Raw genomic sequence first — 12,809 nt, 5'->3', positions numbered from 1 at the left:
CCCCGGGGTCGATAGCGTCACTATCGCCGTCGACCGACACCGTCGGAATGGGGCCATGGGGCTCGGTGACGGCTCGAACCAACAAGGGGACGCGCGGCGACAAGCCTGTGCGAGAGCGAGCGGATGAAACTGATCATGGCGATCGTCAAACCCTTCAAGCTGGACGATGTGCGCGAAGCGCTCGTCGGCGCCGGCGTTGAAGGCCTGACGGTCTCGGAAGTGAAAGGCTATGGCCGCCAGAAGGGCCAGACCGAGATCTACCGCGGCGCGGAGTACCAGGTGAACTTCGTGCCCAAGGTGAAGCTGGAGGCCGTGGTCGATGACGCCGCCGCCGCCAAGGCGGTGGAGGCCATCAAGGCCGCCGCGGCCACCGGCAAGATCGGCGACGGCAAGATCTTCGTGGTCAATGTCGAAGAGGCGGTGCGGATCCGCACCGGCGAAACCGGGGCCGCCGCCCTCTGAGGGCGCAACAGAACGGGACAAGGGGATAAGCGAGATGATGCCAATTAAACTGAACCGGCTGGCGGGGCTGATGCTCGCCGCCGCCCTGTTGGGAGCGCCGGCCGCCTCGGCCTGGGCGCAGGAAGCGCCGCCTCCGGCTGAGGCCGCCGCGCCCATCGCCGAGGCTGCGCCCACCGAGGAAGTCGTCACCGAAGAAGCGGTGGTTGAAGAGGTTGTCGAGGAAGAGGTCGCCACGGTCGACAGCGGCGACACCGCCTGGATGCTCACCTCCACGGCGCTCGTGCTGATGATGACCATCCCGGGCCTGGCCCTCTTCTACGGCGGCATGGTCCGCAAGAAGAACGTGATCTCCACCGTCGCCCAGTCCTTCGCCATCACCGCAGTGATGAGCGTGCTCTGGATGGTGGTCGGCTATTCACTGGCCTTCTCGGAGAACGGCAACGCCGCCCTGAACCCCTTCGTGGGCGGGCTGGGCAACGCCTTCCTGAGCGGCGTGGCCTATGACGGCGTGTCAGGCTCCATCCCGGAATACCTGTTCGTCGTCTTCCAGATGACCTTCTTCATCATCACCCCGGCCCTCATCACCGGCGCCTTCGCCGAGCGGATGAAGTTCTCGGCCATGCTGCTGTTCTCGGTCCTCTGGGCCCTGCTGGTCTATGCCCCGGTCTGTCACTGGGTGTGGGGCGGCGGCTTCCTGAGCGAGGAAGGCGTGCTCGACTTCGCCGGCGGCACCGTGGTGCACATCAACGCCGGTGTGGCCGGTCTCGTCTGCGCCATCGTGCTCGGCAAGCGCAAGGGCTACGGCACCGACAACATGGCGCCGCACAACCTGGTCCTGACCATGATCGGCGCCTCGATGCTGTGGGTTGGCTGGTTCGGCTTCAACGCCGGCTCGGCGCTGGCCGCTAACGGCCTGGCCACCGTGGCCATGCTGAACACCCAGGTCGCCACCGCTGGCGCGGTGCTCTCCTGGATGGTCATCGAGTGGGTCGAGCGCAAGAAGCCCGGCATGCTGGGTCTGGCCTCGGGCGCCATCGCCGGCCTCGTGGCCATCACCCCGGCCGCCGGCTTCGTCAGCCCGCAGGGCGCGCTGATCATCGGCCTGGTGGGCGGCGCTGCGGCCTATATCGGCGCGGTGTGGCTCAAGAAGCTGCTCAAGTACGATGACAGCCTGGACGTCTTCGGCGTGCACGGCATCGCCGGCATCGTCGGCGCGGTCCTCACCGGCGTGCTCGCCGATGCGGTGATCGCCGGCGAGGAAGTCGCCGCCGCCGCCAGCCCGGTGACCCAGTTCATCGGCGTCCTGGGCACGGTGGTCTGGTCGGCCGTGGCCTCCTTCGTGATCCTCATGATCTGCAAGTTCACCACCGGGCTGCGGGTTTCCGAGGAAGAAGAGGTCGAGGGTCTGGACATGTCGCAGCACGGCGAAGCCCTGCACTGACACGACCAGCACCTGTGATGTGTGGAACGGGGGTCCTTCGGGGCCCCCGTTTTGCGTTGGGGGTGCGGCCAAGTCACGCCGGGCGCCGGCCAGGCGGCCGCTGAGCGCGCGCCGACGGGCTGAAAACCTGGGTTCGCGCCGGAGTCAGGCGTCTGGCCAGGGTCCGCCCAGGCGGCAACGCTGGACCCACCAGTCGGGCCTCAGCTCGGCGAGCCGGGCGGCCAGCTGCTCGGCCTCCAGATCACCGGCGCAGATGGCGAAGCAGGTCGCGCCCGAGCCGGACATACGCGCCACCAGGACTTCCGGCTCCTCAGACAGCGCCGCCAGGACCTGTCCGATCTCGGGCGCCAGGGCGATGGCGGCGGGTTCCAGATCGTTGCGCTGAAGGCTGAGCCAGGCTGCGACCTCCTCGACGCTTTCGAATGCGTCGGGCAAGGCGGGCGACGCCACATCGCCGAAACGCCCCAGCCGGTCGAATTCCCCATAGACGGCGCGGGTGGAGGCCTCGACGCCCGGATTGACCAGCACCGCCGGAATGGCCGGCAGGACGGGCGCCGGGGTCAGAACCTCTCCCCGCCCCTCCGCCAGCACCGGCGCGCCCCACAGGCAGGCCGCCCCGTCGGCGCCCAGGCTGGCGGCAAGGGCCTGCAGCCGGTCGTCGGCCATGTCCGGCGCCCAGACCTGCCGGAGCAGCCGCAGCGCCGCCCCGGCGTCGCTGGAGCCTCCGCCGAGGCCGGCGGCCACCGGCAAGGCCTTGTCCAGCACCAGGCTCATCGCCGATCGCGGGCCGCGCAACGCCTGCAGCAGGGCGCGCATGGCCCGCAGGACGAGATTGTCGCCCTCCCCCACCAGGGCCGCGGCATAGGGGCCTGTGACGTGGAAGGCCGGGGCGTCGGACGGCGACAGACGCACCCTGTCGCCCAGGTCGGCGAAGACCATGAGTGTGCAAAGGGGGTGGTAGGCCTGGGCGTCCGGCGCGCCCACGTGCAGGAACAGATTGACCTTCGCCGGCGCAAGCGCCTCCAGGGCCGTCATCGCCGCCTCAGGGCCGGGGCTTAGGGGCGTCCGTCGCCGCCACGGCGCGGGCGGGACCCGGCCCCGCGCCCGAGGCGAGCTTGGCCCTGGCGTCGGCCTCAATGGTCTTGTCCGGCTCCAGGGTCAGAACCCGGCGCCACTGGAACACCGCCTCGTCCCGACGTCCCACCTGCCAGTAGGCGTCGCCCAGATGGTTGTTGATCTCCGGATCGCCGGCCTCGAGCTCCACCGCCCGTTCCAGGGTCTCCACCGCCTTGTCGTACTGTCCCAGGCGGTAATAGCCCCAGCCCAGGCTGTCGATCATGGCGCCAGAGCGGGGATTGGCGGCCACCGCCAGCTCAACCATGGCCATGGCCTCATCCAGGCGCTCGCCCCGGTCGATCCAGCCATAGGCCAGGTAGTTCAGGATCTCCGCCTCATCGGGCTTCAGGTCCAGGGCCGCCTGCAGGTCGGCCTCGGCCTTGGGCCAGTCGCCCAGGCGTTCATAGGCCGCGCCACGGGCGAACAGCAAGCGCCAGTCGGGCTCGGCGCTCTCGGCGATCAGCCGGTCCAGGGGCGGAATGGCCTCGGCATAGCGCTCATTCGTGCGCATGAGGTCGGCCAGGGTGAGCAGGGCCGCAGGGTCCCCGCCGACGGCGTTGGCCTCGGCGATGGCCAGGGCGCGCTCAACATCGCCTTCGGTCTGATAGCTCCAGGCGAGCTTGGCCTGGGCGGCGGCGTATTCCGGGGCCGAAGCCGTCACGCGTCCGTAGGCCGCCCGCGCCGATTCCAGGTCGCCCGCCGAAGCCATGAGGTCGCCCACCATCAGCCAGGCGTCCATTCGGTCCGGATCGAGGCGCAGGGCCATCCGGACATAGGCCAGGGCGAACTGGTTCTGACGCGCCGCCAGCATGGCGGCGGCAGGCGTGAGCATGGCCTGGGCCGCGCCCTGGCGGATGGTCGGCATGGGGGGCGCCGGACGTCGCCGCTCAGCGCGCTCCAGCGCCGCCGTCAGAGCCGGCTCCCGGGGAAAGGCGGCGAGACTGCGCTGGTAAAGCTCCACCGCCTCGTCGCGACGACCCCGCCGCTCCAGGAATTCGCCATGGGCCAGCACCAGCAGCGGGGCGGCGTCCGTCCCCTCGGTCAGCGCCTTGAAGTCGGTCTCGGCCTCGTCGAACCGCTTGGCCCGCTCAAACTGATAGGCCTGGCTCAGCAGGCCGAAGAACTCCACGAGCCGGTCCCCGGGCACATCGGGCCGGCGGATGGCGGCCTGCATGTCGCCGGCCTGGGCCGCCGCCCAGGGGGTCAGCAGGGCGGCCGCCGTGCGGTGGGGGAAGCCGATCTCGTCAGCCGTCAGCGTGCGATAGGCCTCGGCCCCCTGGCCGCTGGCGATCGCCTCCACGGCCACCACCAGCTTGGCCAACCGCTTGGAGGCCTCCGAGGCCGTGTCGTCGAAGACGGCCATCTGCGCGGCCCGCGGGATGTCGCCGCTGAGCACCGCAGCCGTAAAGGCCCGCTCGGTGAGCAGACCAGGCCCCGCCCCAGAGGAAGCCGTGGCCCGGTCGAAATAGCTCGCGGCCTCGCGGCTCTCGCCGGCATTGAGCGCAGCTCGGCCCGCCAGAAACAGGCCATAGGGCGAGCGCGCGCCCAGGGGTTCCCCCCCATACTGCGGCGTGGCGCAACCCGCGAGCAGGAGGGCGGGGATCGCAAGGAAGGAAAGCTTCAACGGCATGAAACCAGACTCGTCCTTTCCACGCGCCCCCGCAAGCGCCGTCAGCACGCCGCCCGCCTACATATTGGGATAGTTGGGCCCGTCGCCGCCCTGGGGCGTCGTCCAGTTGATGTTCTGCGACGGATCCTTGATGTCGCAGGTCTTGCAGTGGACGCAGTTCTGGAAGTTGATCTGGAACTTCGGGTTCTCGCCCTTATCGTCATACAGCACCTCATAGACCCCGGCAGGGCAGTAGAGGCGCGCGGGCTCGCCGTACTTGGGCAAATTGACCCCGATGGGAACCGAGGGGTCCTTCAGCTTCAGGTGGGCGGGCTGGTTCTCGTCGTGATTGGTCGCCGACAGGAAGACCGACGACAGCTTGTCGAAGCTGATCTCGTTGTCCGGCTTGGGATAGACGATGGGCTCGTAATCCTTGGCCAGGCCCGTGGACGCCGCGTCGGTCTTGCCGTGCTTCAGCGTGCCGAAGGGCGACCAGCCGCGGGTCATGTTGGTGATGGTCATGTCCAGCCCGCCGAGCATCATGCCGAGCGCGGTGCCGAAACGGGCCAGGAGAGGCTTGGCGTTGCGGACCAGCTTCAGCTCCTTGGCCACCCAGGAGTTCTGGTAGGCGTTCTCGTACTCGGCCAGTTCGTCGCCCTGACGGCCGCCCTGGATGGCGGCGAAGGCGGCCTCGGCGGCCAGCATGCCGGTCTTCATGGCGTTGTGGCTGCCCTTGATGCGGGGCACGTTCACGAAGCCCGCCGAGCATCCGATCAGGGCGCCGCCCGGGAAGTAAAGCTTGGGCACCGACTGATAGCCGCCCTCGGTGATGGCCCGCGCGCCATAGGCGATGCGCTTGCCGCCTTCCAGGTGATGGCGAACCGTCTCGTGCTGCTTGAAGCGCTGGAACTCGTCGAAGGGCGACAGCCAGGGGTTCTTGTAGTTCAGGTGAACCACGAAGCCGATGGCCACGTAGTTGTCCCCGAAGTGGTACATGAAGCTGCCGCCGCCGGTCTTGTCGTCCAGCGGCCAACCCAGGGTGTGCTGCACCAGGCCCGGCTGGAAGTTCTTGTCCGGAACCTGCCACAGCTCCTTCAGGCCGATGCCGAATTTTTGCGGCTCCTTGCCTTCCGACAGGCCGTAGCGGGCGATCAGTTGCTTGGCGAGCGAACCGCGCACCCCTTCGCCGATGAAGGTGTACTTGGCCAGCAGGGCGACGCCCGGCTGGTAGTCGGCGGTCTTCTCGCCGTCCTTGTCGATGCCGAACACGCCGGCCACGACGCCCTTCACGGCGCCGGCCTCGTCATAGAGCACTTCGGAGGCCGCCATGCCGGGATAGATCTCGACCCCCAGCGCCTCAGCCTGCTGGCCGAGCCAGCGGCACACATTGGCCAGGGAGGCGATATAGTTGCCGTGGTTCATCATGAACTTCGGCATGGGCAGCCAGGTGATGTCGAGCTCGCCCTGAGGTCCCAGATAGATGAACTTGTCCTTGGTGACGGCGGTCTCCAGGGGCGCGCCCTGGGCCTTCCAGTCGGGGATCAGCTCATTGATGGCGATGGGGTCGATGACCGCGCCCGACAGGATGTGGGCGCCCACCTCGGAGCCCTTTTCGAGCACCGCGACGCTGATCTCGGTCCCGGCCTCCGCGGCCAGCTGCTTGAGGCGGATCGAAGCGGCGAGACCGGCCGGCCCCGCGCCCACGATGACGACGTCGTACTCCATCGACTCCCGTTCGACGTCTTCGCTCATAGCCCCTCACGCTCCTGTTGGCCGGCGGTCGGGGCCCCTCACCCTCGCCGCAGGCGTTGATCCTTTGCGCGTCTTATCGGAAGGTGAGGCGTGCGCGGTCAAGGACAAAGCCCGCGAATCTCAGGGTTTTCGATCATCCGGCATGGCAGACCACGCCTATCCTCCGCCTCAGGCCGTCGCCGAGAGTCTGCTCGCCTTTTGGGCCGAGGCCGGAATCGATTCCATGTATCTGGACGAGGCGGTCGACCGGATCGCCGCCGGCGCCGTTCCAATTCCCCGCCCGGCTCAGGCGGCCAGGCCCGCAACTGCGCCTTCGCGCCCAGCCTCTGTCCCAGACGCCAGGGCCCCCGCCCCGCCGGAAGCCTTGGCCCAGGCGCGCGCCCTGGCGGCGGCGGCCAAGACCCTGGAGGAGCTCGCCGCGGCCATCGAGGCCTTCGAGGGTTGCCCGTTGAAATTCGAAGGCGCCGCCACCAAAGCCGTGTTCAGCCGCGGCGCGCCGTCGGCCCCGGTCATGGTGGTCGGCGAAGGGCCTGGGGCTGAGGAAGACGCCCGCGGACAGCCCTTCGTCGGGCGCGCCGGGCGCCTGCTGGACAAGATGGTGGCCGCCGCAGGTCTGCAGGAGCGGGTGTTCATCACCAACACCGTTTTCTGGCGCCCGCCGGGCAACCGGACCCCCACCCCGGCCGAGCAGGCCGTCTGCGCGCCCTTCGTCGAGCGGGCGATCGAGCTGGTTCAGCCCCGCCTGCTGCTTCTGCTGGGCGGGGCCTCGGCCAAGTCCATGCTGCAGAAGGACGAAGGGATTCTCGCCCTGCGCGGTCGGTGGTTCGAATGGCGCTCGGCCGACGGAGGGCTGGAACTGCCCGCCATGCCGACACTTCATCCCGCCTTCCTGCTGCGTCAGCCCGCAGCCAAGAAGAAAGCGTGGAGCGATCTCGTGTCTCTGGTGCAGAGGCTTGATCGGCCCGATCGGCCCCACTAGACCTGAACGCCAGCATCGAGAGGGGGCCATGGGCCGCGCGCAGGCGCGCTCGGACCATGGAAGGTCGGATGACGACTTCGACGCGACGGCAGGTCTTCCGCTTCGGCCTCGGGGCGGCCAGCGCGGCGGCGCTCATGGGCGCAGCCGGTCGCGCCTTGGCAGCGCCTCAGGTGATCAACCCCTGGGACGTGGCCCGCTACAAGGCCGTCTTCGCCGCAGTCGATCGCGGCGACTTCATCGAAGCCCAGATGCAACTGGCCGAGATCAAGGATCGTTCCCTGGCCGGCCATGTCGCCTTCCGCCAGCTCATGCATCCCACGGCCCATATCTCGTCCTATGGCGAGCTGAGCCGCTGGCTTGACGCCTATGCCGACCATCCCAACGCCGAGCGCGTCTATGCTCTGGCGGTGCGCCGCAGACCCGCCGAGGCGCCCCTGCCCCGCACGCCGGTGGTGACGGGGCTCGACTGGGGCCGAGTGGAAAGCGCCGCCCAGAAGGTGGGCGGACGCTCCAACGCCGACAAGGGACGGGCCGCCCGGGAGGCCTTCTATGGCGGCGATGTCCAGCGCGGCTTCGACCTGGCGGCGGCTTCGGGCGAACGCTGGATCGCTGGCCTGGCCGCCTATCGCCTGGGCCGGTTCGAGGACGCCGAGGGGTTCTTTTCCGCCGTGTCGCGGGACGAGGCCGAAGGCGACTGGCTACGCGCCGCTGGGGGCTTCTGGGCCTCGCGCGCGGCCTCCAAGGCGACGCCCGACGGCCGCGACATCGCCCATCTGCGTCTGGCCGCCCAGTTCCCGGCCACCTTTTACGGCATGATCGCCGAGCGCAGGCTCGCCCTTGCCTCCGACAGCCCGCCTCGCCGCTTCGGCCAGGCGGGCGGCCAAGCCTATGTGCTGCCCGCCGCCAATTCGGGCGACAGCATTGATCTCACCCGCTTCATCAAGGCCACGCCTCGGGCCCATCGGGCCGTGGCGCTCAGCCAGGTGGGGCTGCTGCTGGAATCCGGACTGGAGCTTCGCGCCGGTCTGACCCTGGCCAAGGACTCCTTCGAGCGGTCCCGCTGGACCACCCTGGCGCTGGCCCTGAACGCGCCCCTGACCTCCCAGGCCGACACCCAGGGCGGACGCCTGCGGGCCGCCTTCGCCTATCCGACCCCGGCCCTGGAGCCCAAGTGGGGCTTCACCGTGGACAAGGCCCTGGTCTACGCCATCGTCCATCAGGAAAGCCGCTTCAATCCCGCCGCCGTCTCGCCGGCCGGCGCGGTGGGGCTCATGCAGCTCATGCCCGAAGCCGCAGCCCGGGCGGCTGGCGACGACAAGCTGCGCCAGGACATGAGCCCGCTGTTCGATCCGGCCTTCAACCTGCGCGTGGGCCAGGACTATCTCACCTGGTTGATGGAACGCGGGGTGGGCTACGACCTGCTCCAGGTGGTGGCGGCCTATAATGGCGGGCCGGGAACCTTGCAGAAGACGGTGGCCATGGTGGGCGAGCAGGCCGACAGCCTGCTGGTGATCGAGTGCCTGCCCTCGCTGGAAACCCGCAACTATGTGGAGAAGGTGGTCGCCGCCTATTGGGCCTATCGCGACCACTTCGGCGAGGCCTGCAAGACGCTGGACGCCGCGGCGCAAGGCGCCCGGATCATCGACGCCCGGCTGGATTTCGACGGACGGATGAAGTTCTGACTCCAGAGCGCGTTCCCATAAGCGGGAACCGGTTCACCCGATCCGCACCGCCCCCGGCGAGAAACGTCGCCTGAGTTCCGACATATCCCCCTGGGCGCCGCCGAAGTCTCTCACCCGGATCAGGAGACCCGCGCTCCGGTCGCGACGACGATCCGCCAGCCAGCGGCCCACCGGCGGGGGTAGCAGCAGGGCCGGCTCGGTGCTCCGCATCACATGTTCGCCCACGGCTTCCCGCCAGGCCACGGGGAGGCGCGCCTGGGGGGAAAGGATCATCAGCCAGTCCCCCCGGCCCCGCGCGGCTGCTGCGGCGATCGATCCGCGCAGCAGGGTGGCGCCGCTTTCCTCGCAGAGCTCCGCAATCGCGCCCGAGGCGCCCTCGTCGGCCACCACCACGTCGCGGACCAGGCCGTCTACGGCTGCAGGCACCAGGGTGGTGAGCAGGCCCGCCAGGGCCTCGGCCTCGTCGCGGGCGGGGATGAGCACAGAGATCATGGCGCGCATGAGCCCAAGGCGACGGCCAAGGTCAAGCGTGTTCTTGCTTCGTTCTCTCCACCCTCCTAAGATGTCGCGGTGAACCAGCCCCTCCCGCCCCTTCGCGGTCGCGGCGCGCGATCCAACGCCAGCAGCCGTTTCGATTCGCAGCAGCGCGAGGCCTTTGACGACGGCTGGTCGGCGGACGATCCGCCGCTTCGCCCCCTGCGCACCGACGTCCAACCCGATCGGGCGCGCACAGTGATCGCCAGGAACAACAGCCCCGACGTGGGCTTCGACCGCTCGATCAATCCCTATCGCGGGTGCGAGCACGGCTGCATCTACTGTTATGCGAGGCCGGCCCACGCCTATCTCGGCCTGTCGCCCGGCCTCGACTTCGAAAGCCGCCTGTTCTTCAAGCCGGACGCGGCGCGCCTGCTGGAGGCCGAACTACGAGCGCCGCGATATGCGCCCAAGGTCATCCATATCGGCGGCGATACAGACCCCTACCAGCCAGTGGAGCGGCGTCTGCAGGTGACGCGTCAGGTGCTGGAGACCCTTCAGCGCTTCAGCCATCCCTTCACCATCATCACCAAGTCGGCCCTGATCCTGCGCGACGCCGACATTCTGGCCGAGATGGCCGGCCGCAATCTGACCCGGGTGGCGATTTCCATCACCACCCTCGACCGGAAACTGGCCCGCAGCATGGAGCCCCGCGCGGCCACCCCCGAGCGTCGTCTGGCCGCCGTAGAGGGTCTGGCCCGCGCCGGGGTGCCGGTGGTGGTGATGTTCGCTCCGGTGATCCCGGGCCTCAACGAGCACGAGCTGGAACGGGTGCTGGAGCGCGCCGCCCAGGCCGGCGCCGCGGGCTGCGGCTATGTGGCCCTGCGCCTGCCGCTGGAGATCAAGGACCTGTTCGGAGAGTGGCTGGCCACGGACCATCCCGATCGCGCCGCCCGCGTCATGTCGCTGGTGCGCCAGATGCGCGGCGGCCAGGCCTATGAGTCAGAGTTCGGCACGCGGATGAAGGGCCGCGGTCCGGTGGCCGAGCTCATCGGCCAGCGATTTCGCGCCGCCAGGAAACGCTACGGGCTTGAGGGGTTTCGGCCAGAGTTGGACCTTTCCCAGTTTTCCCCGCCGCCGCGACCCGGCGACCAGATCGACCTTTTTGCTACCGGCTGAACACGCCCACCAGTTCCACATGGGCCGACCACAGGAACTGGTCGACCGGCAGGACCTGCTCCAGGCGGAAGCCCGCCTCGATCAGCACCCGCGCGTCGCGGGCGAAGGTGGCCGGGTTGCACGACACCCCGATGGCGCGGGCGACGCCTGAGCGGGCGATTTCCGCCGATTGTTCAGCCGCGCCCGCCCGGGGCGGATCGAAGACCACCGTATCGATCTTCTTCATCTCTTCGGCCAGCAGCGGCCGGCGCGCCAGGTCGCGGGCCTCGGCGGTCACCCCCTTCAGCCCCGGCGCGCCCGCCAGGGCGGCGTTCAGGGCGGCGATGGCCGGCGCAGCCCCATCGGCCGCATAGACCGGCGCGATCCGGGCCAGACCAAAGGTGAAGGTGCCCACGCCACAGAAGAGATCGGCGATCCGCTCGGCGCCGGCCGCAGCCTGCCCGACAAATCGGGTCATGACCTGCTCGGCGACCGGGGCGGCCTGGAGAAAGGCGCCCGGCGGCAGAACCACCCGCACCCCGTCCAGACGCACGCTGGGGGCGTCCTGGTCCATATAGGCGATCTCGCCATCCAGGGTCAGCCGCGCCAGCCCGGCCTCGGCGGCGTGCTCGGCCAGGCGCATGCGCGCATCGGCCGACAGTCCGCCGCTTTTGCGCTCCACCCCGGTGACATCGATGTCCAACCCTTCATCGGCCAGGGTGACATGCAGGGTCGGCGCGGATTTCGGGTGCTCCAGCAAGGGCGCGGCCAACCGTTCAAGGGCCGGCAGGGCGGCGGTGATCTTGGGATCAGCGATGATGCAGGTGTCGATGGGGGCCAGGTCCCAGGCGCTGCGCACCTTGAAGCCCAGCCTGGCCCGACCCCGTTCGCCCCGACGGGCGTGCAGAGCCACACGACGGCGGCTGAAGGGCGGGGCGCCGATGATCGGCAGGACATCGGTTTCGATGTGCTGACGCGCCAGGGTCTGAACCACCCGATCGCGCTTCCAGGCGAGATAGGGCTCGCTCGCCCAGTGCTGGACGACGCACCCCCCGCAGACGCCGAAATGGGGGCAAGGGGGCGCAACCCGCTCAGGGCTGGCCTGGATCACCTCCACCAGACGGCGGTGCTCGCCTGCGCCCTTCGCCAGGACCCGCTCCCCCGGCAGGGTGAAGGGCACATAGACCGGCCCCTGAGCCACGCCGTCCCCCTCCCCGCCCATCGACAGGATCTGCAGTTCGGCCGTGGGCATGGGGCCGGCGGGGGCGGAGGCCGGTCGAGCGGGCCGGCGATGGCGGTGGGAACTTCGCATGACCCGCCCCATTTCACATTTCTACGCCCAAGGCCACGGCGGCGGCCGTTCATTGAGATGAACGAAGATGAACGCCGAACTCAAGCGACGTTCAGCTTGGCGCGGCTACACCGGTGAACGACAGGGACGCCGGGGCGTCCATCCAATGCTCGAAGGGAGAGCCAGATGTCCAACCGTTCGAAAATCGCCAAGGGCGCGGTCGCCGCGGTCGCGGGCGTGGCCACCCTGGCCGGCGCCGCCGCCGTCCCCAGCTTCGCCGCGGCCCAGACCGGCGGTTATTATGACAGCCGTGGGGGCTATTATTACGACCCCTGCCGTCGCGACCAGACCAACCGCAGCACCACCGGCGCCCTGCTGGGAGCAGCCGTCGGCGCCATGGTGGGCTCCAACGCCGCGGCCCGCGGGGTGCGGACCGAAGGCGCCCTGCTGGGCGGCGCCCTGGGCGCGGCGGCCGGCGCGGCCATCGGCAATAATGGCGCGGCCTGCACGCCCGGCCGCACGTCGACCCCGCAGTACGGGCAGCCCTATGGGCAGTATGGCGCCCCGCAGCAGCACGGCTATTACGGGTCGAGCTACCCGGCCAATTCCGGCTATTACGGCTCGTCCTACGACACCGGCCGTTACGGCTATGGCGCGACCTACGACTACGGTCAGGCCTATGACCGCTACGGCCGCAGCTATCCCATCGCCCAGCGACCCAGCGCTGATGGCTGCTCCATCGCCGAGAGCCCGATCTACATGCCCGACGGCTCCACCCAGAAGCGCTTCGTGCGGGTGTGCCGCGACAGCTCCGGCCGTTATCAGGTCGTCGACTGACGATCCGG

11 protein-coding genes are annotated in these 12,809 nt (G+C 69.4%); 6 read left to right on the top strand and 5 right to left on the bottom strand.

Going from position 1 to position 12,809, the window contains the following annotated elements:
- Positions 1 to 123 precede the first annotated feature (123 nt).
- Both V7D28_RS04050 and V7D28_RS04045 read left to right on the top strand, forming a co-directional pair.
- Positions 124 to 462, top strand: a complete 339-nt coding sequence (locus V7D28_RS04050; protein ID WP_333586079.1) for a P-II family nitrogen regulator — start codon at positions 124 to 126, stop codon at positions 460 to 462.
- A 37-nt stretch (positions 463 to 499) separates the two neighbouring features.
- Complete coding sequence (locus tag V7D28_RS04045) at positions 500 to 1,903, top strand: ammonium transporter (protein ID WP_442957889.1); 1,404 nt, start codon at positions 500 to 502, stop codon at positions 1,901 to 1,903.
- A gap of 144 nt (positions 1,904 to 2,047) precedes the next feature.
- Here the strand turns inward: V7D28_RS04045 and V7D28_RS04040 are convergent, their stop codons facing one another.
- Genes V7D28_RS04040 through V7D28_RS04030 form a run of 3 tightly spaced genes read right to left on the bottom strand, consistent with a single transcriptional unit; the run spans position 2,048 to position 6,380 of the window.
- Positions 2,048 to 2,938 carry a 4-(cytidine 5'-diphospho)-2-C-methyl-D-erythritol kinase gene (locus V7D28_RS04040; protein ID WP_333586077.1) on the bottom strand — a complete coding sequence of 297 codons (891 nt, stop codon included), beginning with the start codon at positions 2,936 to 2,938 and terminating at the stop codon, positions 2,048 to 2,050.
- A 7-nt stretch (positions 2,939 to 2,945) separates the two neighbouring features.
- Complete coding sequence (locus V7D28_RS04035; RefSeq protein WP_333586076.1) at positions 2,946 to 4,649, bottom strand: tetratricopeptide repeat protein; 1,704 nt, start codon at positions 4,647 to 4,649, stop codon at positions 2,946 to 2,948.
- 57 nt (positions 4,650 to 4,706) lie between these two features.
- On the bottom strand, positions 4,707 to 6,380 hold the full coding sequence (locus V7D28_RS04030; protein ID WP_333586075.1) for an electron transfer flavoprotein-ubiquinone oxidoreductase: 1,674 nt from the start codon (positions 6,378 to 6,380) through the stop codon (positions 4,707 to 4,709).
- A 142-nt stretch (positions 6,381 to 6,522) separates the two neighbouring features.
- Here V7D28_RS04030 and V7D28_RS04025 point away from each other — a divergent pair, with 142 nt between their 5' ends.
- Both V7D28_RS04025 and V7D28_RS04020 read left to right on the top strand, forming a co-directional pair.
- Positions 6,523 to 7,359, top strand: coding sequence for a uracil-DNA glycosylase (locus tag V7D28_RS04025; RefSeq protein ID WP_333586074.1), 837 nt, complete (start codon positions 6,523 to 6,525; stop codon positions 7,357 to 7,359).
- A 68-nt stretch (positions 7,360 to 7,427) separates the two neighbouring features.
- Positions 7,428 to 9,041: a lytic transglycosylase domain-containing protein gene (locus V7D28_RS04020; protein ID WP_333586073.1), complete on the top strand. Its 1,614-nt coding sequence runs from the start codon at positions 7,428 to 7,430 to the stop codon at positions 9,039 to 9,041.
- A 33-nt stretch (positions 9,042 to 9,074) separates the two neighbouring features.
- Here V7D28_RS04020 and V7D28_RS04015 read toward each other — a convergent pair whose 3' ends face one another.
- Positions 9,075 to 9,533: a hypothetical protein gene (locus tag V7D28_RS04015; protein WP_333586072.1), complete on the bottom strand. Its 459-nt coding sequence runs from the start codon at positions 9,531 to 9,533 to the stop codon at positions 9,075 to 9,077.
- A 78-nt stretch (positions 9,534 to 9,611) separates the two neighbouring features.
- On the opposite strand from V7D28_RS04015, the gene V7D28_RS04010 reads away from it, so the two are divergent.
- Positions 9,612 to 10,694, top strand: coding sequence for a PA0069 family radical SAM protein (locus tag V7D28_RS04010; RefSeq protein WP_333586071.1), 1,083 nt, complete (start codon positions 9,612 to 9,614; stop codon positions 10,692 to 10,694).
- On the opposite strand, the gene V7D28_RS04005 is transcribed toward V7D28_RS04010, so the two are convergent.
- The gene (locus V7D28_RS04005) at positions 10,684 to 11,925 is read right to left on the bottom strand and encodes a class I SAM-dependent RNA methyltransferase (protein WP_333586080.1); all 1,242 of its coding nucleotides are present in this window, start codon (positions 11,923 to 11,925) and stop codon (positions 10,684 to 10,686) included. The two genes, V7D28_RS04010 and V7D28_RS04005, sit on opposite strands and share 11 nt — an antisense overlap.
- 225 nt (positions 11,926 to 12,150) lie before the next feature.
- Between V7D28_RS04005 and V7D28_RS04000 the strand changes: the two genes are divergently transcribed.
- A complete protein-coding gene (locus V7D28_RS04000; RefSeq protein ID WP_333586070.1) occupies positions 12,151 to 12,801 on the top strand; it encodes a hypothetical protein in 651 nt (216 codons plus the stop codon).
- Positions 12,802 to 12,809 lie beyond the last annotated feature (8 nt).

Origin of the sequence: Phenylobacterium sp. (assembly GCF_036723115.1) — a bacterium.
Lineage (GTDB): Bacteria > Pseudomonadota > Alphaproteobacteria > Caulobacterales > Caulobacteraceae > Phenylobacterium.
This window is presented reverse-complemented; position numbering and strand designations above follow the sequence as displayed.